This is a genomic window from bacterium (assembly GCA_030019025.1).
Classification (GTDB): Bacteria; Hydrothermota; Hydrothermia; order UBA1063; family UBA1063; genus UBA1063.
On the sequence record JASEFR010000003.1, the window covers coordinates 63,667 to 83,893 of the forward strand.

The window sequence follows — 20,227 nt, forward strand, 5'->3', positions numbered from 1 at the left end:
CTATGAACATTGTAATTACTGCTAAAAACTTTGAGGTGACAGATGCTCTGAAAGAATATATTGTAAAAAGGCTTGGTGTGCTGGATAAGTTTGCCGATTATATAATAAGTGTTGAACTCACCATGGAAGAACAAAGGGGTAGATATTCCGGAACCTTGGTCGTAAAGGTGAAAGGCCAGACTCTTACCGTGAAATCTATGGAGAAAGACCCTTATATTTTAATTGATGAAATTAAAGATCGTATAAAGCATCAGATGGTTAAGTATGAAGAAAAGCTTCAAGATAGAAGAGCCTGAGTATGTACTTTTCAAAGACTTGTTTCGCCTTTTGGCCGATGAAGAAGATGTTGAATTAGTTAGTAAAGTTGAAGAATTTGAAAGGATTAGAGTTTTTGAGAGAAGGCTAATAGAATTTCCTGAATTTTTTAAATCTAAGGAAGGCACTAAAAAAAGTGGTTTACTTTTTTGGACTCGTGATACCGCTTCTCTTTTAAATCAAAAGGAAAAATTAGATGAACTGATTCAGGGAGTAAATAGTGGTAAAATCACGGGGCTAATTGTAGATAATTCCACTTACAACGAGATTTTTGGAAGAATGGGGAGTCTGGCTAACAAGTTGCCTATCATTGTATATAAGGGCAATGAGATCGACTATTTTAAAAGTAGAGTTAACTCTCACCTAGCCTTTTGTTTCTCCCCTTACTCAATCTGTCACGGTAGTGCTGTTGAGGTATTTGGAGAAGGTGTCCTTGTAATTGGCAAATCAGGCAGTGGAAAATCCGAATGTGTACTTGAACTTATTGAGCGCGGTCATCTCTTTATTGCAGACGACCTTGTAAAGTTAGTCAACTACCCGCCTACATCTATTCTTCTGATGTCGGGTTCTCAGAGTGAGAATTTCAAATTTTTTATGGAGTTGAGAGGAATAGGTATAATTGATGTTCTAAGGACTTTTGGACCAGCGAGGGTTAAAGTTAAAGGAGAACTTACGATGGTTGTTGAAATAACTTCTCAGGAGTCAGAGAAAGGATCCTACACAGAAAATCGGAGTGTTCAATTATTCGGAAAAAAAGTGCCGTTTCTTTCTTTTTCCGTGAAAGAAAGGGGATTGATACCTACCAGAATTGAGACTTCCGTCCTAAAATATAAACTTAAAAAATTCGGTTTTGAAGCTGATCGAGTGATTAAAAGGGTACTTGGAGGGGGACGTGATAAAGAAGCTCCCAGATGAAGTCATAAAAAAAATATCGGCTGGGGAAGTTGTAGAGAACCCTGCTTCCTGTGTGAGGGAGCTTATTGAGAATAGTCTTGATGCTGATGCTAAGCATATTAAAGTGAGTATTTGGGGAGGTGGAATTGATGTTATCGAGGTCGAGGATGATGGAATTGGAATGCCTCCTGAGGAGATTCCTTTGGCAGTTCAGCGTTTTACAACCAGTAAGATATCATCTTTTGAAGACCTTAAACATCTTAAAACATTAGGATTTAGGGGCGAAGCCTTGTATGCTATTGCACAGGTTTCCAATCTCACCATAGTATCCTCTGCCAGTGACGATGTTGTATCAGGTTGGGAGTGCATTTTTGATGCGGGAGAGCTTACTTCTTCAAAACCTGCACCAAGGAAAAGAGGAACGACGGTTGTTGTTAAAGATTTGTTTTTTAATTTACCCGTAAGGAGAAATTTTTTGCTCTCTAAAAGGGAAGAAGGAAAGCGTGTTTTTGAGGAATTGATTTCATACGCTTTGTGGCATACCGAAGTTTACTTTGAATATTATGAGGATGGTTCTAAAAAACTGGATTTGCCACCGGGCGATTTTGCACAAAGAATAATTTCGGTTTTTGGGAAGGAATTCATTGAAAGGGCAATTTTATTTAATTATAGAGATGAGTATCTGTCCATAGAGGGATTTATTGAAAAGCCAGAGATGGTTGATCAGAAAGGACATGAGCAGATTATACTGGTAAATGGTAGGAGGGTAAGAGGGGATCAGTTGAGAAGAGTTATATATAGGTCATTCGAAAAACCTTATGGGCAACCGGATTTTGTCATCAAAATTGAGATTGAACCTGAGTTTGTAGATTTCAATATCCATCCCCAGAAAAGAGAAGTTAAAGTGGCACCGTATATTCGAATAACAGAAAAACTTTATAAGGCTTTAACTAATAGTTTCAGACAATACTCAAAAGAGATTGTTGATTCCATTAAAGTTCATATAGATTCATTGTCTTCTGCCAGAGTATCTGAACAGTATGGCGGCACAAGACAGCTTGAATTTGGTGAGGCGTTTCAATCCTTAACTTTAAAGAATGTACCTAAGGAAGGTCAAACGGATTTGCTGAATATCTGGCAAGCTCATAAATCTTATATTTTTGTGCAAACCAGTAACGGAATTATGATTATTGATCAGCATGCAGCACACGAGAGAATTATTTATGAGAAACTAAGAAAGAAAGATTTTTCGAGTCAAATGCTGATGTTTCCAATACTTGTAGAACTTTCTGCGAAGGAAAAGAAAATTTTTGATATGTATAAGGAACTTTTTAATTCTTTTGGATTTGACTTCAGATTTTTAGGTTCAGGTTCCCTTGTAATCGATAAAGTTCCTGCCATTTTTAGGAGTGTGAAGAAGGAAGACATCAAAGATTTAATTGCATCTCTCGACGAATCTCCAAGCTTACCAGATAGACTCGAAAATTTTCTTAAAACTGTTGCTTGCAAATCCGCCATAAAATTTGGCGACGAGCTGTCAAAGGAGGAAATGGAAAAGTTGGTGGATGAATTGATGGCTTCAGATACCCCGTTTTATTGCCCGCACGGAAGGCCGACCATATACTTTATTTCCCTTGATGAATTGGCATCGAAATTCGAGAGGTGAATTATGAGAAAAAAAGTCTGGGACATGGTAAACAAGATTTCTTATCCATATACTGCGTGTATAATTGATAATCAGCTTGTAGGACTTGGGATGGAGTTTCCTGAAAGTTCCAACATAAAACTACTCAGTGTTGTTGAAGGGGAGGGGAGAAGGACATATGAGCGAACTTTAACTTTTTTGAGCGATTATCTTCTTTCAAAGGCAGGTTATAAGAATTCACTTAAGATGGAGCATTCTCTCGGAGAGGCTCTTTATGGGGAAGCAAGGGGAGTAGATCCTGATTTAGCGATTAAGATAATTGAAGAGGGATTATATGAATTATCTAAAAAGGAAATTCCCATAGAAATGGTTGATCTTACTAAACAAGAAGCTATCAGATACCTGCGTGAGGAAAATCATTATTCTCAACTGAGACTTGTTGAATACATGGCTAAAAATATTTTTACTTTTTATAAGATTGATGATTATATGGCTTATATGGCAGGCCCATTGGTTCCACATACAGGATTCGTTAAGGTTTTTAAACTGCAACGTTATAACCATGGATTTTTAATATTTCTTCCAGATCATAATGACCCGACGAAGCTTGCAAGCCCTGTAAAAAGGGACAAGTTATTTGAAACTTTTCAGGAGTCTAAGTCTTGGGCAGAAATTCTCGGAATAGAGGACGTGGGACAACTTAATGAAGCTATTCACAATGGCAAAATTTCAGATCTTATCAAAATCCAGGAAGGTCTTCATGAGAAAAAAATAGCCCAAATTGCTGATTTAATAACTAAGAAAAAAAATGAGATTAAAATCGTTTTGATAGCCGGTCCCTCTTCCTCCGGTAAAACTACTTTCTCAAAAAGGCTTAAAATACAACTAATTGTCAACGGATTAGTGCCCAAAACAATTTCGCTTGATGACTATTTCGTCGATAGGGAATTTACCCCTCTTGATGAAAATGGTGAACCCGATTATGAAAGTTTTTATGCTCTGGACTATAAACTTTTCCGCGAACATGTAAAAAGACTTATTGCGGGTGAGAAAGTTCAGATCCCAAAGTTCAGTTTTTTGAAAGGGCGGAGGGACGGAATTAGAGAAGAAATGACACTGGGAGAGAACGAAATAATAATAGTAGAGGGAATTCATGGATTAAATCCGGAACTTACCGAAGGCATTGCAGAGGAAAACAAATTTAAAGTTTATGTATCCAGCTTAACTCAGCTTAACTTGGATAGGCTTAATCGTATTCCAACAAGGGACGCGAGGATTATCAGAAGAATCGTAAGGGATTATAAATACAGGAATCATTCCGCATCAGAAACTATTTCTATGTGGCCAAAAGTTGCAAGGGGCGAAGATTTGTATATTTTCCCTTATCAGGAGGAGGCAGATATAATGTTTAATAGCGCTCTTACCTATGAGCTTGCTGTTTTGAAAAATTACGCCGAACCGCTCCTACGCTCGGTAAAATGTGAAGATGAGAGCTACAGTGAGGCTTTAAGACTTTTAAACTTTCTCTTTCATTTTATGGGGGTAATGCCCTTTGAAATTCCCCCAACATCTATAATTCGTGAATTTATAGGCGGTAGTTCCTTTGAATATTAATAGAAGGAGGGCGTATGACAAAACACAAAGTAAAGTTGAAAGTTGTGGAGATACAGGGAAGTGGTAAATGCCCATTGGGTCATAAAGTAGGTGATGAATTTGTGTATCAAGGATGGCCCATCGCAACTCTGTGCCCTGCAGCCTATAGTATACTTTATCCAATTATCAGAGTCCTTTCTTATGGAGGAAAAGTGGGTGATGGAGAAAACGAGCATAAAATAAGACTTTGTTGTTATGATCCTGCTAATCCAACGGTTTTTGAGCTTGAAAGGCTCGATGAGGAATACACATATTAGAAGAGTTAGAAAATTCAATTAGCTGTTTTTGTTCGATTTGAGATATTTGTCACTGAGAAGTTTTTTGAGCTTAATTAAGTAATTTCGTAGGTCTTTTTCAGGGTTTTTACCTTGACAGGTGTAGTCAATTAATGTTTCCATTATTTTTTTGATTTCCTGTGGAGCAGAAAGCTCAGCCTTTTCTATTGTTCTATTTAATATCGATCTGCAATCGCTACCTTTATTTAGCCTCTTAACCTTTTCTACAATTTTTTGTCCCATTAACAACGCTGGAAGGGAATTGGGTATTGTATCGAAGGGATTTTCTTTCGATTTTTCCCAGTTTTCAAGTACATCTGAAAGCGCTGAGCTTTTTTCACCAAAAACGTGTGGATGCCTTGAAATCATTTTTTCTCTCACTCTTTTCAAAACTTGCTGTAAGGTGAAGACCCCTTCCTCTTCTTTAATTCGAATATGCATAAGTATAAGAAATAGCAAGTCCCCCAATTCTTCAAGTATTTTTTCTCTCTCGTCGCACTCAATTGCATCATTAATTTCATAAGCTTCTTCTATGAGGTCAAAGGCAATAGAGTTTGAAGTTTGTTGCCTGTCCCAAGGACAGCCCTTTTCTGACCTCAAATATTTGACCAATTCATATAATTCGTCAAATTCCTTCATTTTAAATTAGTCCTGTGTAATGCCAAATTCTTTTTCCCAATTGTAATAACGCAATTTTTTGCTTTTTGTCTCGAAATTTTCAAAATTTTTAGAAGATTTCCTTATTTCTCTGCAAATCTCATTGGGGTCCATAGATATAGCACCCCGCTGTTTTGCTTTTTCTTGCAAACTTCTGTCTCTTGTATATACATAAACAATGAAGTTTTTAGAACGATATTGGGATACAAGATCTAAAATAACCTCATCTGCGGATACCCCTTCTGAGGTGAATATTGTGTTTGGAGTATCAGTACCTTTTCTCCCTAACTTTCCATCAAAAACTACAATGAAAGAGCTCTTGAATTTTTCTGCGCATTTTCTAACAAGATCTTCCCTTGCAAGTTTAAGCCCTTCCTCTTTTAGCAAAAATCGAGAAAGAGACTGCAGTGAATGTATTGCGTTGTAGCCATCAATTATGTGGATTTTCATATCTTTTTCTTCAACGCATATTCGTAGTATTCCAGTACTTCTTTGGCTATTTTGGGCCATGAATAGTTGAGAGCTTTCAGGCGTGCCTTTTCTCCTAATTTCCTTCTCAAATCGGGGTTTTTTATCAGAAGCTCCAGTTTGTCAACGAGCTGTGCGACATTTTTTCTTTCAAAAAGGAATCCGTCTATGCCGTCAGAAACCAGTTCCATGTAACCTTCATTATTCGATGCAATAACTGGTTTTCCAGATGCCATGGCCTCCAGAAGAACGATTCCGAAACTTTCACCTCCGATAGCCGGCGATACAAAAATATCACAGGACCTGTAAAGAGCCGGTAAGCGATTGCTGGAGATGAAGCCCAAAAAGTTCACTCTATCCGCAAGATCGGGATCTACCATTTTTTCAAGGGAGTTTCTTAGTGGCCCATCTCCACCTATAATCAGCCTTGTTTCAGGATATTTTTTCCCAATTATGTTAAATGCTCGTATAAGGTATTTTGTGCCCTTTCTTAGCTCCAATCTGCCAACAAAAAGGATATAAATTTCGTGTTCTTTCCTTTGAAATGGAAAATTATAAAAATCACCTATGGGATTAAATTTTTCCACATCTATTCCGTTAGGAATAATTTTATGTTCACCTATTGGAAAATGCCTTTCTATTGTCTGCAAAGCAGGTCTTGATACAAAGATCTTTCCGTCAAGTTTGTTGTATACTGGAAGCAAGAGTGGTTTAAATAGTTCATAGCCCAGGGAGAAACCGTGATAGGAATGGAAGGTAGCAAAATTAATCGACTTAGAATATAGAAGACTTAAAAATGGAATAGTCGGAACGACAGAATTTTGAGAATGCACGATATCATAATTTCCATTCTCTACGATATTTCTGATTTCCGTTGTGATTTTTTTAGAAAAGGAAAAACAAGTCTGAGACTTGTTTGCTCTTATATAATAGGATTTGCCTACCCTGTGGACCTTAATGTTTTTCGAGTCCGGCGGTTCTTCCACAAATTGATGTGGAAAATTGGAAGTTAAAATTTCGACTTGAACTCCAAGTCGGATTAGTTCCTTTGAGAGATGATATGTGTGCTCTGTGATTCCACCAGGATATGGGTAATAATGGTCTGTTGCCATTAACACTCTCATATTTATTCCTCTACTTTAACTATGTTCAGAAAAGCTTCTTGCGGAAGCTCGACTTTCCCAATTTTTTTCAGTTTCTTCTTTCCTTCTTTTTGTTTTTCGAGAAGTTTTCTTTTGCGGGTTATATCTCCACCATAACATTTTGCAGTAACGTCTTTCCTTATAGGTGGTATTCTCTCTTTAGCAATAACTCTCTTCCCAATGGCAGCCTGTATTGTAACTTCAAAAAGCTGTCTTGGAATTTCTTTGCGTAATTTTTCGGCTATTTTTCTTCCCACATAGTAAGCGTTATCTTTATGAACAATTAAGGAAAGCGCGTCGATCTTGTCTCCTGCAACAAGAAAGTCTAATCTTACAACATCTGATTCTCTATAGTCGATTATTTCGTAATCAAAGGAAGCGTAACCCCTTGTGATGCTCTTAAGTTTGTCATGAAAATCAAATATTGTTTCACTTAGGGGCATCTCAAATTCAAAGAAAACTGTATCCTCATCAATAAAGTTAAATTTAGTTTGTATACCTCTCCGAGAGAGGCAGAATTTCTGAACAGCTCCAAGGAATTCCTTTGGCGTTATAATTTCTACCTTTGCATATGGTTCCAATGCCTTTTCAAAAGAGTCAGGGAAGTCGGACGGATTATCTACTAAAAGTTCCTTTCCATCATCGAGCACCACCTTGTATTCGACGTTTGGGGTTGTTATCACAATGTCTACTCCAAACTCCCTTTTTAGTCTCTCTTTAAATATCTCCATGTGAAGCATCCCTAAGAAACCACACCTAAATCCCGGACCCAAAGCCGGAGAATATTCAGGAATAAAATGTAGGGAGGCATCATTCAATTTTAGTTTATTGATTGCTTTTGATAAAAGTTCATAGTCTGAGGGAACGGTAGGATATATACCTGCAAATACGACGGGTTTAGGTTCTCTATAGCCCGGAAGAGCAGGAGTTTCCGGGAAATTTGCATCCACTATAGTATCTCCAACCCGAGCCTCGGTTATTTCCCTTATTGCTGCAGTTAGGTAGCCAACTTCACCCGCCTTTAGTTCCGAGGTTTTTACCATGTTGGGTTTTAAGTAGCCTACTTCAACAACCTCATAAGTCCTGCCAGAGGATTTCATCATAATTTTCATTCCGGGTCTTATAGTACCATCAAATACTCTTACAAAAACTATTACTCCCCGATAATCTTCATATTTGGCGTCGAAGATCAGTGCCTTTGTATTTCCCTCGGGCTCCCCCTTTGGTGGTGGAATCCTTTTTATAATTTCTCTTATTAGTTCATCAATACCCCAACCAAGTTTTGCCGAAATTCTTAGCGGTATTTCACCTGTTAAGTCATAAATTTGTTTTTCTACTTTTTCAATCTGTGCGTTCGGAAGGTCGATTTTGTTTATAACTGGTATTATCTCTAAGTTCTGAGCTAAGGCAAGATAAAAGTTTGTAATGGTTTGAGCTTCAACCCCTTGAGATGCGTCGACTAACAATATTGCCCCTTCACAGGCTGCAAGGGACCGTGAAACCTCGTAGTTAAAATCTACATGACCTGGAGTGTCTATTAGATTTAGGATGTATTTTTCACCATCTAATTCCATTTCCATTCTAACAGGATGCATTTTGATTGTGATTCCTTTTTCCCGTTCAAGTTCCATTGAATCAAGATATTGTTCTTGTAATTTTTCTGGCCTAATAGTATGGGTATATTCAAGCATTCTATCAGCAAGAGTTGATTTCCCATGGTCTATATGCGCAATGATGGAGAAGTTTCTTATGTTCTTCATTGTAAAATTGCTGAATCAATAATTTTCTTTTTGAGGTTTTTTACAGTGAGAATTAAATGGTCCCCTTTCCCTCTTTCAAGTATCAGATAATGAAAAGTTTTTTGCCAGTTGTGTATTTCTAATCCTGGTTTTTTTAACAATTCTTTGCTCAAATTGTATAAAGGCGCCCCTCCACCTGCAGAAATTATTTGAATAAGCCCATTAAATATTGTTGAGCGAGCGTAAAGATGGTCGTGTCCCGTAATATAAATTTTAAAACCTAAGCATTTCACAAAGTTCGCAAAAGAGTCAGCGTCAAGACTTTTGCTACCTCTTTTATATTCACTCAGGCTGAAAAGGGGCTCATGGAACAACAATATGTGATGTTTTTTATCCTTGTTTGTTTCTTTAACATTTTTAAGCCATTTTCGCTGGTTTTCATCTGGTAGTCTTACTGAGGGGTTAGGTTTATTTTTATAGAGTATATAGTTGTAGTCTGAGTTTAAAACATAAACAGCGATATCTCCTAAAGTTATAAAGTAAACGTTTTCCTTATAGGGTGGCATGCCGCTATTTTCCACTGGTCCATTTTCAGGTAGGACGAAGATTTTAGCCCACAGGTTCTCGGCGCTGTAGGGTGGGGGAGGGTTATATCTTTTTTCTTCATCTTCCATAACGGGTGCAATCATATCGTGGTTACCAGGTACTGGCATTATTGGAATAAATGAACTATAAGGCCAGCAGGATTTAAGAAAAGATTTGTATTCTTCTTCAGCGTATTCTAAACTTTTCATACGGCCCGTTATCAGATCTCCTAAAATGAAAACTATATTAACATTATCTTCATATAAAAGACGCAGTATCTCCTTAGTAACTTGTTCATTCACACCATCCACAAAAAATAAAGGATTTATGCTCGCTGGGTTTCCTCTTGTATCACCGAAAATGCCGATTTTCCAATTTTTCTCAGGTATATAAAAGTTAAATATTAAACTCTTTGTAGTGTCAAATTCGTCGAAAATTTTGACACAGTATTCGTGTTTTCCTGATTTCAAGTTTTTTACCACAAATTCGTGCTTTATGGCCATGATGGTGTCAATGGTTCTAATCTTTCCGTCTATATAAACTTCAGCCTTGGAAGGTTTATTTGTATAGAAGGAAATACCTATGGAATTACTATCAACCATAGATAAATAGGGCCATATGTCAAAAGTTAGGCCTTCCGTTAGTCCATTCTCTTTTCTTTTGGGCTTAAGATAGTATGTCTGAGTAGCATAATAAATCTTGTTTAAAGTATCAAAAAAGGCAACCTTAAATGCGTATTGGAAATTTTCATCAATTCCTGAAATTTTGAATAAATGTAATGTATCTACGCTTCGGGAGAGCTTATATCCTTCGAAATCGAAGTCAAAAGGATTTTCTATTTTCCCATAAACCAGTTTTACACTGGTAGAAGGGTTGTAGGTTTTCACTTTTACCGCAAGGGTATCTCCGTAGAAATCAAATTGAGGCCTTGTATACCAGGCAGGAAAATGAAGAAATAAAATCATCAAAAGATTCATGTTATTTATTCTCCAACGATTTTCATGAGAATTTTTCTTGTGCGGGGTCCATCAAATTCCGCAAAGAATATCCCCTGCCACGTGCCCAACAAAAGTCTTCCGTTTTCAATTAACAGGTTTAATGAGTTTCCGACCAAAACAGATTTGATGTGAGCGTCAGCATTTCCCTCTAAATGTTTGTAATTTTTACTTTCAGGAACGAGTATGGAGAGTTGGTCTTCAATATCACTTTTAACCGATGGATCAGCATGCTCATTGATGGTAATTCCCGCAGTGGTATGGGGGACAAAAAGCACCACAATTCCATTGGTTATACCAGATTCCTTTAGCATTCTTTCTATTTGAGGAGTTATTTCAATAAATTCTTTTCTCCTTGTAGATTTAACAATTATTTCAAAGGTTTTACTTACCATCATTTTTTTCGCAAATTACGACCTGATTTACACCATCAATTTCTTTAACCTTTACCTTCACAATTTCACTTTTTGTTGTGGTTATGGCTTTCCCGACAAAATCAGGACAAATAGGAAGCTCTCTGTGGCCTCTATCTATGAGGACGCAGAGCTTGATGGAGGCTGGACGGCCATAGTCCATTATCTCATCAAGGGCTGCCCTTGTAGTTCTGCCCGTATATAAAACGTCATCCACTAAGATTACATCTTTTCCATCAACACTGAAGGGAAGTTCAGTCCCTTTTACCTGTGGTTTTTCACCAACCATGGAGAGGTCATCTCTATAGAAGGTAATGTCAACGGCGCCGAGTGGTATGTCTTTTCCTGTAATTACATCGATTTCTTCTTTTATAATTTTTGCGAGTGGGACCCCGCGGGTTTTAATTCCAACTATGACAAGGTTATCAATATTTTTTACTTTTTCAACAACCTCATGGGCAATTCTCTTAAGGGTTTTCTGAATGTCTTGTTCTTCCATCAAAACATACTTTTCAAAAACCATACTTCCTCCTTGAGTTTCTATAATTATGAGTTCAAATCCTTATTTAATCAAATAAACCGCAGGTTTTGTTTGAATTTACCACTCTCTGAGTTTAGAATCTTCAACAATGCGAAGAAATACAAGAGTCGTGAGGGTAGGGTCTTTACCTCTTGGTGGAGAATTTCCCATTAGAGTGCAATCTATGACTTCAACCAGAACAACAGATATAGAAGCAACTCTGAAGCAGATTGAGGCCTTAATTAGAGAGGATTGCGAAATAATCAGGATTTCGGTGCCTGATCAAAAGTCTTTGATAGCTTTTAAAGAAATAAGAAAAGTTACCAAGATTCCACTGGTAGCAGACATTCATTTTAATCACAGACTCGCTATTGGTGCCATAGAAGCGGGTGCGGATAAAGTGAGAATAAATCCGGGGAATATAGGGGGCAAGGAAAAGGTAAAAGAAATTGTACAGGCTTTAAAATTACATGGTAAGGCTTGTAGAATTGGGGTTAATTCTGGTTCTCTTGAAGAGGATTTGATAGAGAAATACGGTGGTGTTACCCCTGAAGCACTGGTAGAGAGTGCAGTAAGATGGGTAGATTTTTTTGTAGAACAGGGATTTTATGACATTGTTGTTTCTGTTAAGTCTTCTTCGGTGAAGGATACCATAAAAGCTTATGAAATGCTCTCAAAGAAAATTGATTTTCCACTTCACCTTGGGGTTACTGAAGCCGGTCCTTTGGTTCCGGGGACTGTAAAGTCTTCCATAGCGATAGGATATCTTCTTTACAGAGGTATAGGGGATACTATACGGGTTTCTCTCACAGAGGATCCTGTTTATGAGGTAAGGGTAGCTTGGGAAATATTGAAATCCCTTGATTTAAGATATAATGGGCCAGTGATTATCTCCTGTCCCACCTGTGCACGGACCCGTGTAAATTTAATGGAATTAGTACATCAAGTAGAAGAAAAAATAAAGGAGATTAAAAAGCCATTGAAAATTGCAATAATGGGCTGTGAGGTTAACGGACCTGGCGAAGCCAGGGACGCAGATATTGGAGTAGCTGCAGAACCGGGCAGAGGAGTAATATTTAAGAAAGGTGTAGTTGTGAAAAGGGTTCCTTACGAAAAAATTGTTGAAGAGCTTATAAATTTGATTAAATCGGAAGGAGGGCTCAATGATTAAATTTGTCCTTTTTTGGGCTCTAATCTCGCAGGGGTTAGAAACTCAACAGAGTGGCGTTGAAAGCTCTCTTGCTTCTGAACTTTTTTCGGAGGAAGAGTATCTTTTGGGGCCTGGAGATTCAATATTGGTTATGCTAAAAGATCTGTCTTTGGGGTATACCACTTCTATAAACTTTGGCGGTTTTATGCCTCTTATGGTCCCCTATTTTGTGAAAGATTCTGTTCAGTTGAGGCCAGTTTCGTTAAAACGCGTTTACAACATTTCTATTAAGGAGTTAAAGGACAGTTTAAAAGCCTGGTACAGTTCAATATTAAGGGTTAATGAGATAGATTTAATGGTGGTTTCGCCACGCTTACTCACTGTTCTCGTAAAAGGAGCTACTAACACCAATGGTCCTGCTATTGTAAGGGCGTCACAAAGGTTAACAAACCTTCTTTCGAGTGGAGATTTCATTTGTAACTACGATGCTGACATCAACAGGATAATGATTCAGACTCCAAGAGAAGAAACCTTAGAAGTGGACCTTGAAAAGTATTACATGACGGGAGAGTTAATATACAATCCTCTTCTTGCAAGAGCGAAAGCAGTTTTTGTTCCAAGAATAGAGAAAGGCATAGTGATTTTCGGGGCAGTTAAAGGGTACCCGATTAAAATGTTTCAGAAACAGTTGATTCAGGCCCTTGGAGGAAACTTTACTGTATCTTTTGAGGCAAATGTTATTAAGGTTCCCTGTTCTGATAGCTTAAGGGTATCAGACGTTTTGGATAGGGCAGGTGGTGTAAGGTCCTATGCTCTCTTGAATGAGCTTTACAGCGGTAAGAAGGGGAAAGTAACCTTTGATGATTACTTATATGTGGGGGATACTCTTTACGTTCCACCTTTTACCGATAAAGTTTTCGTGGCAGGTGAAGTGAGAAATCCTGGATATGTTCCATATTTACCTGGTGCCACACTGGAAACTTACCTATCCTATTGTGGAGGTTTCACGAACAGAGCTGCTTCTCACAGGATTTATGTTATAAGAGCAAATAAAAAGGTGCCAAAAAGTAAAATAGGTACCGTTCAGCCCGGGGATATAATATTTGTCCCCGAAGTTAGATTAAAGTGGTTTGAGGATTACCTTACGCTGGCCCAAGTTGTTAGTTCTCTTTTAATCACATGGGTTACCCTTAAAAGTCTTCAATAGTTTTAAATAAATAGGACTTAAGTACGCAAATTTATTTGATATAGTTTCCTTTGGGTACTCGATAAAGTTGTAAAAGGTATCGATTTTTAAGGAGATACTGAAATCTGTTAAATAGATAGATCTCCTTGGAATCTCAAGAAGGTCTAAAGGGAATTTCAATTTCCCGCTGGATTTAAATGCAAATTTAATTCCCAGTTCAACTAAAACATCTTTAACTTTCTGGTTGAACTTACCAAAAGGATACGAAAAGGTATACACTCTATTTCCTAATATATCTTCGAGTGTTTCTATAGAGGTTTTAATTTCCTCCTTCAGTTTTTGCGCTGATAAAGTTGTAAGATCTTTATGGCCGTGGGAGTGGGAGCCTATTATCCATCCGCTTTTATGTAATGTTTTTATCTCTTCTCGCCCCAGATGAGGCAGAGAAGAGAGTAGTGGAACTTCCCATTCACTTATTTTTCCTATGTACTTTGTAACTACAAAAACTACCCCCTTAAATCCGTATTTATTCATAATTGGGTATGCGTGTTCGAATACACTTTTATATCCATCATCAAAAGTGATTAGCACCTTTCTTTCAAGAACCTTAGGGGAACACAGAGAGTCCAATTCTTCTAAATTGGTGAATCTATGCTTTCTCAACTCTTTTAAGTGATTTTGAAAAATCCTTTTCTGAACAGTTCCAGGATTGAACGTAATTATGGGAGAAATGTGATGATACTGAAGTAGAAGTAGCATATGATGTTAATTTTATTACCTTAAATATGTTAAAACAAAGTATAAAATCAAAAGCAACGATTTCCACCTTTTTAAGACCTAAAATTCGTAAAGCAATATTAAATTTAAATAGAAATGCCATTTCCTTTGAAATATAACGGGAGAGGAATGTTGCATCTAACTTTCTAATTGACAGTCACTTATATTAGTTAACATAAGATACATTATGAGAAGTTATGCAAAGTGGTTTTGGCTGTGATGGACGTGCGATGTTTGAATTTCCAACAATTTTCTTTTATCTTTTACTTATGATAAAAAGTGAAAATATTGATTTAAAAACCAGATGGTATGATTACTTTTTTCTGTTAAGGCCCATTTTGTGGGTACCAGTTTGGGTATTCCTTTTCTTAGGATACATGTATGGAGCTCGACTTGAGTTTATGAAGATTCATCTGTTCCTTTCCAGAAAATTTTGGTTTGTTCTGATCTCATATACTTTGCTTATGAGCTCTGTTTATGTGATAAATCAGATTGTGGACAAAGAGTCCGACAGAATCAATGAAAAACTATTTCTCATTCCATATGAAATCATATCTGTTAGAAGTGCGGTAATCGTGTCGGTTTTGCTGGCTTTTTCGAGTTTGATTTTATCCTATTTTTTAGGTGGGTTTGTTTTGTTTTTGTTGTTTTTTGTTTCATTAATTTTGGGTCTTCTTTACTCTTTACCACCATTTCAATTTAAAGCCCGGCCTTTTTTGGATTTTATAATAAATGGCCTCGGATATGCCTTCATAGCCCTCCTTGTGGGTTGGTATACCGCTGAGAACTTAAATTTGCACGCCATTATAGTATCTTTGGGCTATTTTATCCTTGTATGCGCCATCTTTATTAACACTACAATTCCAGACATCCCTGGTGACAAGAAAACAGGCAAAATTACAACAGGGGTATTTTTAGGAAACAGATTGTCTTTAATACTCTCCTCTTCTCTTTTTATCCTTGCTCTCATTTACGCTTTTCTTGAAATGGATTTATTGGTTATCGTTCCGTCTTTACTTGGTGCAATATTCTCGATTCTAGCTTTGTGGGATAACACAGAGGATATGGTTATTACTAAGCTTTCATACCGGGTGCCTTCCTTCATTTTCATTCTTCTCGTATCAATAAAATTTCCAATTTTTTTGGTCATAAACCTTGTTTTGCTTTTTGTGTTAAGGAAATATTATAAAACCCGTTTCGGTTTAGATTACCCAGCAATGCTTGGAAGGTGAAACTATGCTTAGAACGCATACGTGTGGCGAGTTAAATTTATCACATTGTGGGAAAGAAGTCACTCTTGCTGGATGGGTAAGGCGTCTTAGAGACTTGGGTGGCGTAGTCTTTATTGAGTTGCGAGATATGTATGGAAGTGTTCAGATAATAGTTGAACCTGATAGGAAGGAATTAATAGAAAAAGCAAAAAATATTGGGCTGTATTATGTTATAAAAGTTCAGGGTGTTGTGAGAAAAAGACCGGATGAGATGGTTAATCCTTCAATGCCCACTGGGAGCATCGAAGTTGAAGCTCAAAATATAGAGGTGCTAAATACTACTCCGCCCCTACCATTCCTGCCAGAAGACGATATTAAAGTACAGGAAGAAACAAGGTTACTTTGGAGATTCCTTGATCTACGGAGACCGTTAATGCAGAAAAATCTGATTTTCAGGCATCAAATGCTTCAACTTGTTAGGAATTATCTTTCCAGCAAGGGATTTATTGAAATAGAAACACCTTTTTTGACAAAAAGTACTCCAGAAGGTGCCAGAGATTTTATTGTGCCCTCCAGAAATTTCCCAGGGAAGTTTTATGCTTTACCGCAATCTCCTCAAATGTACAAGCAGATTCTCATGTCTGCAGGTTTTGATAGATATTTCCAGATCGTCAGGTGTTTCAGAGACGAAGATTTGCGACAGGATAGACAGCCTGAATTCACTCAAATTGACCTTGAAATGAGTTTCCCGGATATTGAAGACATTTTTTCTCTTGTGGAAGGCATGTTTAAGGAAATATTTAAGCAACTTCTTAATTATGATTTGCCAACTCCTTTTGAAAGAATAACTTATCATGAGGCGATGACCCGTTTTGGCAGCGATAAACCGGACTTAAGAATAAGAGAAGAGATTAGGGATTTTACCGAGATTTTTAAGGATAGCTCCAGTGAGATTTTGAGTTCTATTATGAGGGAAGGTGGAAAAGTTTTGGCAATTAGGGCTCAAAGAGATTTTAGTAGAAAAGAAATCGAAGAGATCAGAGAGGAAATTATTCGTGAAGGTGCGAAAGGGTTATTATACTTTAAAGCCGAAAACGGGCAGTATTCTGGCCAGCTTGCTAAATTCATACCCCACGGTATTGAGCTGGAAAACGGTTTTTATTTTGTAATTGCTGGTCAAGATAACTATAAGACTTACAGCTATTTAGGAAAATTAAGAAATATAGTTTTAAAGCCAGAGGAAGAAGGTTTTAAGTTTCTGTGGGTATATGATTTTCCGCTCTTTGAATGGAATGAAGAAGAACAAAGGATTGAACCATGTCATCACATGTTTACCCAGCCTAAGGAAGAGCAAATTTCACTTCTCAATACAGACCCTCTTAAGGTTATAGGTAAACAATACGACCTCGTGTTAAACGGCGTTGAAATAGCATCTGGCTCAATCAGGAATCACAATGTGGATTTGCAAAGGAAGATTATGAAAATAATAGGTTTAAGCGATGAAAGAATTGAGAAAAACTTTGGTTTTCTACTGAAAGCCCTGGAGTATGGGGCTCCTCCCCATGGTGGGATCGCCCTGGGATTTGATAGAATAGTAGCTATGCTTCTCGGCATGGAAAGTATTAGGGATTGTATAGCGTTTCCAAAAACCACAAGTGCTCAAGCACTTTTCGAAAATGCCCCCAGCGAAGTGGACCAAAAGCAGCTTGATGAATTACATATAAAAGTTGACGAATAATTGAGTTTTCTTTTATCCTCTTGGGTGGTAAGTTTTGTGAATCTTCTTGAGGTAGTCTTTGTCAAGATGAGTATATATCTGGGTTGTCATAAGCGAGGAGTGTCCGAGGAAGACCTGGAGAGTTCTTAAATCACAACCGTTTTTCAGCATATGAGTTGCAAAGGTGTGTCGTAAAATGTGTGGATAGATTCTTTTGTTTATCCCCGCCTTTAATGCATATTCTTGTAATATTTTCCACACCGATACCCTTGAAATAGGTCCACCCCTTAGATTTAGAAATACCTTATCTTCTCCCCTCTTCCGTACAAGCCTCGGCCTGACTTCATACAAATACATGGTCAAGTATTTTTCAGTATAATCGTTAAAGGGTACTATTCTTTCTTTGTTCCCTTTTCCTATAACCTTAAGGATTTTTTCGTCAAGTAAGACGTTCTGTACTTTTAAATTTGTTAATTCTGAAACTCTAATCCCTGTTGCATAAAGAAGTTCTAACATAGATTTATCTCTCAAACCTTTGGGTGTAGTTGTGTCTGGAGCATCAAGAAGACGTATCACTTCATCGATAGTTAAAAATTCTGGAAGTTTGATTTCTTTTTTAGGTATCTGAATATCTAAAGAGATGCTTAGTTTTGCTTTTTCTTCGATTTCTAAAAAACTGCAGAAAGATTTTAGAGCTGAAAAAGTTCTTGAACGTGTATTTTGAGAATATTTCTGGACAGATAGATATTCTGCAAAGCTGTCAATATCTTCCAGTGTTATTTCATTGATTTCAACGTCGCCTCTAAATTCCAAGAACTTTTCAAGGTCTCGCCTGTAAGACTCAGCGGTGTTTAACGAAAGACCTCTTTCTTCAAGTATATATGCTAAAAAGCTGCTGATTGCATCACTTAATTTCATTTTGGAGTAGTTTACTGCAGATATTAAAGCGCGAGCAATTTACTCTGATTTGCCTCTGCTTTTCACCTACTATATTTATTGAAAAGGTTATTAAATTTTCCGATGTTAAGAAATCCCTAATTATTTCGGGCCATTCGATGAACCTTATCGAATCGGGTTCAGAAAGGAGGTCGAGTATTCCTCTGATTTCGATTTCCTCAAAGTCTTTGATTCGGAAAAGATCTATGTGATGAACAGTATAGTAAGGCGTTTTAAAAGAGTTTACCACTGTGAAGGACGGACTTCTTACCACATTGTGCCCAAAGTAAGATAAAAAACCTCTTACAAGCTCTGTTTTACCTGCTCCCAATTCCCCTATGAGTAATACATCAAAAGGTGGCGTGAGGAACTTTGCTAATCTTACACCAAATTCTCTTGTTTCCTCTGGCGAGTTTGTGACAATATTGAATTCAGTCATAGAATTCCAAAAGTTCTGGCATTATTTTCTTAATGTATTCTTTAATTACTTTCTTAACTTCTTTTGAGCTTGGAAGTTTTATGGCGTTTGAAGCTATATTTTCTGCTTCCTGAAGATTTATTCTTCTTATAAGTGATTTTACTTCAGGGATACGAGAAGGTGGGCATGACAGTTCATCTACCCCAAGGCCTACAAGGACGACAACTCCATAAGGGTCAGAGGCTATCTCTCCACAAGATGCAACTAAGATATTTTTTTCACGGCATACCTCTGTTGCTATTTTAATTAACTTTAAAACAGCGGGATTTAAGTGGTCAAAAATTTTTGAAACCCTTTGATTTTTTCTGTCCACGGCCAACGTATACTGGGTAAGATCATTTGTTCCAATACTTATGAAATCAACAATTTCTGCTATGTGTTCCAGAAGAAGCACTGCAGAGGGAATTTCTACCATAATACCGAAGCGCGGTTGATTAACTTTTTGATATTCCCTCTCTGACACTTTTTTCGCCTGTATGAATATCTTTTTAGCTTCTACTACCTCTTCGACTGTTGCAACCATGGGTAGCATAAATCTGATGTTACTAAGCTCGTTGGCTCTAATTACCGCGCGTATTTGCTTTTCAAATAGTGTAGGTTCGTCGAGAAGTAATCTTATGCCTCTGAGGCCTAAGAAGGGATTATCCTCCTGATAATCGCTATACAACTTATCTCCACCTATATCAAAAGCCCTTATTGTAACTGAGTTGGGGTAAACATTTCTTGCGATCTCAAGATAAATTTTATATTGTGCTTCTTCATTGTCTCCATATTCCCTGAAAATCATCTCTGTTCTAAATAGTCCGATCCCATACTTTCCGATTTTCAATAATTCTTGTACCTCTTCAGGAACATCAATATTCGCAAAAAGTCCTATTTCTTTGCCATCCGTTGTAATTGCTGGAAGTTCTCGTTCACTTACAAGCTCAGATTCATATTTTTCATAGTCTCTTTTTATTAGGTTATACCTTTCAAGGGTAGAATCCATTGGGTTAATTATAACAACTCCTTTGCCACCGTCCAGTATAACAACGTCATTATCTTCAAGGAGTTTTGTAATTTTCTCAATACCAAATACTGCCGGGATTTTAAAATTTCTCAGAATAATTGCAGAGTGTTCGGTACGACCGCCCTTCTCTGTAATTACCCCTTTTACATTGCTTCTGATAATCCTTAGTGCTTCATCTATTGAAAGACTCTCAATTATTATAATTCCATCAAAATTAAAATCTGCAATAGTGTAACTTTTGTTAATTACCGATATCAAATCCGATGCTAATCTTTCTAATTCATTTGCTCTTTCTGCGAAATAAACTGACCCCTGTTTTAGTAGAGCTTCTTTTCTGGAGTTCAGAACATGTTGAATCGCACTCTCTACATTTTTTCTTTTGTTTCGTATAAAGGTTATGATGTCCCTTTGCATTTCTTGGTCGCTAAGTATAGTAATCTGGACATCGATAAGTACTTTCAA

General features: G+C 37.2%; 20 protein-coding genes. 9 read left to right on the top strand and 11 right to left on the bottom strand.

All coding sequences use genetic code 11. The annotated features are described in order from the left end of the window. The first annotated feature begins 2 nt into the window (after positions 1-2). From raiA to QMD82_01475, 5 genes are read left to right on the top strand one after another with little or no spacing between them, the layout of a single operon-like run. On the top strand, positions 3-296 hold the full coding sequence (raiA, locus tag QMD82_01455; GenBank protein MDI6850591.1) for a ribosome-associated translation inhibitor RaiA: 294 nt from the start codon (positions 3-5) through the stop codon (positions 294-296). Further along, positions 265-1,230, top strand: coding sequence for a hypothetical protein (locus QMD82_01460; protein ID MDI6850592.1), 966 nt, complete (start codon positions 265-267; stop codon positions 1,228-1,230). Before raiA ends, QMD82_01460 begins: the two co-directional genes overlap by 32 nt. Further along, a complete protein-coding gene (gene mutL, locus QMD82_01465) occupies positions 1,208-2,875 on the top strand; it encodes a DNA mismatch repair endonuclease MutL (protein ID MDI6850593.1) in 1,668 nt (555 codons plus the stop codon). Before QMD82_01460 ends, mutL begins: the two co-directional genes overlap by 23 nt. A 3-nt stretch (positions 2,876-2,878) precedes the next feature. After that, complete coding sequence (locus tag QMD82_01470; GenBank protein ID MDI6850594.1) at positions 2,879-4,468, top strand: nucleoside kinase; 1,590 nt, start codon at positions 2,879-2,881, stop codon at positions 4,466-4,468. Positions 4,469-4,482: 14 nt separating this feature from the next. After that, a complete protein-coding gene (locus QMD82_01475; GenBank protein ID MDI6850595.1) occupies positions 4,483-4,764 on the top strand; it encodes a TIGR04076 family protein in 282 nt (93 codons plus the stop codon). An 18-nt stretch (positions 4,765-4,782) separates the two neighbouring features. Here QMD82_01475 and QMD82_01480 read toward each other — a convergent pair whose 3' ends face one another. The 7 genes from QMD82_01480 to pyrR are packed head-to-tail and all read right to left on the bottom strand — an operon-like array spanning position 4,783 to position 11,304. Continuing rightward, the gene (locus QMD82_01480) at positions 4,783-5,421 is read right to left on the bottom strand and encodes a MazG nucleotide pyrophosphohydrolase domain-containing protein (GenBank protein MDI6850596.1); all 639 of its coding nucleotides are present in this window, start codon (positions 5,419-5,421) and stop codon (positions 4,783-4,785) included. A gap of 6 nt (positions 5,422-5,427) precedes the next feature. Next, entirely contained in the window at positions 5,428-5,889 is a 462-nt protein-coding gene (locus tag QMD82_01485) for an NYN domain-containing protein (GenBank protein ID MDI6850597.1), read from the bottom strand. Beyond that, entirely contained in the window at positions 5,886-7,031 is a 1,146-nt protein-coding gene (locus QMD82_01490) for a glycosyltransferase family 4 protein (GenBank protein MDI6850598.1), read from the bottom strand. The genes QMD82_01485 and QMD82_01490 overlap by 4 nt, the downstream gene beginning before the upstream one ends. Positions 7,032-7,033: 2 nt before the next feature. Next, complete coding sequence (gene lepA, locus QMD82_01495) at positions 7,034-8,809, bottom strand: translation elongation factor 4 (protein MDI6850599.1); 1,776 nt, start codon at positions 8,807-8,809, stop codon at positions 7,034-7,036. Further along, positions 8,806-10,338, bottom strand: a complete 1,533-nt coding sequence (locus QMD82_01500) for a metallophosphoesterase (GenBank protein MDI6850600.1) — start codon at positions 10,336-10,338, stop codon at positions 8,806-8,808. The genes lepA and QMD82_01500 overlap by 4 nt, the downstream gene beginning before the upstream one ends. 17 nt (positions 10,339-10,355) lie before the next feature. Then, positions 10,356-10,763 (bottom strand): secondary thiamine-phosphate synthase enzyme YjbQ, encoded by a 408-nt coding sequence (locus QMD82_01505; GenBank protein MDI6850601.1) that lies wholly within the window; start codon positions 10,761-10,763, stop codon positions 10,356-10,358. Beyond that, complete coding sequence (pyrR, locus tag QMD82_01510) at positions 10,753-11,304, bottom strand: bifunctional pyr operon transcriptional regulator/uracil phosphoribosyltransferase PyrR (protein ID MDI6850602.1); 552 nt, start codon at positions 11,302-11,304, stop codon at positions 10,753-10,755. Before pyrR ends, QMD82_01505 begins: the two co-directional genes overlap by 11 nt. Positions 11,305-11,410: 106 nt before the next feature. Between pyrR and ispG the strand changes: the two genes are divergently transcribed. Then, positions 11,411-12,472 carry a flavodoxin-dependent (E)-4-hydroxy-3-methylbut-2-enyl-diphosphate synthase gene (gene ispG, locus QMD82_01515; GenBank protein ID MDI6850603.1) on the top strand — a complete coding sequence of 354 codons (1,062 nt, stop codon included), beginning with the start codon at positions 11,411-11,413 and terminating at the stop codon, positions 12,470-12,472. Beyond that, entirely contained in the window at positions 12,465-13,658 is a 1,194-nt protein-coding gene (locus QMD82_01520) for an SLBB domain-containing protein (protein MDI6850604.1), read from the top strand. Before ispG ends, QMD82_01520 begins: the two co-directional genes overlap by 8 nt. Here the strand turns inward: QMD82_01520 and QMD82_01525 are convergent. Continuing rightward, positions 13,623-14,396: a polysaccharide deacetylase family protein gene (locus QMD82_01525; protein ID MDI6850605.1), complete on the bottom strand. Its 774-nt coding sequence runs from the start codon at positions 14,394-14,396 to the stop codon at positions 13,623-13,625. The two genes, QMD82_01520 and QMD82_01525, sit on opposite strands and share 36 nt — an antisense overlap. Positions 14,397-14,644: 248 nt before the next feature. On the opposite strand from QMD82_01525, the gene QMD82_01530 reads away from it, so the two are divergent. Next, positions 14,645-15,646 (top strand): UbiA family prenyltransferase, encoded by a 1,002-nt coding sequence (locus QMD82_01530; GenBank protein ID MDI6850606.1) that lies wholly within the window; start codon positions 14,645-14,647, stop codon positions 15,644-15,646. A gap of 4 nt (positions 15,647-15,650) precedes the next feature. Then, positions 15,651-17,363, top strand: coding sequence for an aspartate--tRNA ligase (gene aspS, locus QMD82_01535; protein MDI6850607.1), 1,713 nt, complete (start codon positions 15,651-15,653; stop codon positions 17,361-17,363). Between the two features lie 12 nt (positions 17,364-17,375). Here aspS and xerD read toward each other — a convergent pair whose 3' ends face one another. The 3 genes from xerD to ptsP all read right to left on the bottom strand — a co-directional run. Beyond that, positions 17,376-18,260: a site-specific tyrosine recombinase XerD gene (gene xerD / locus QMD82_01540; protein MDI6850608.1), complete on the bottom strand. Its 885-nt coding sequence runs from the start codon at positions 18,258-18,260 to the stop codon at positions 17,376-17,378. Beyond that, entirely contained in the window at positions 18,247-18,717 is a 471-nt protein-coding gene (gene tsaE, locus QMD82_01545; GenBank protein ID MDI6850609.1) for a tRNA (adenosine(37)-N6)-threonylcarbamoyltransferase complex ATPase subunit type 1 TsaE, read from the bottom strand. The genes xerD and tsaE overlap by 14 nt, the downstream gene beginning before the upstream one ends. Continuing rightward, on the bottom strand, positions 18,710-20,227 hold a 1,518-nt coding region (gene ptsP / locus QMD82_01550; GenBank protein MDI6850610.1), incomplete at its 5' end, for a phosphoenolpyruvate--protein phosphotransferase. The genes ptsP and tsaE, both read right to left, overlap by 8 nt.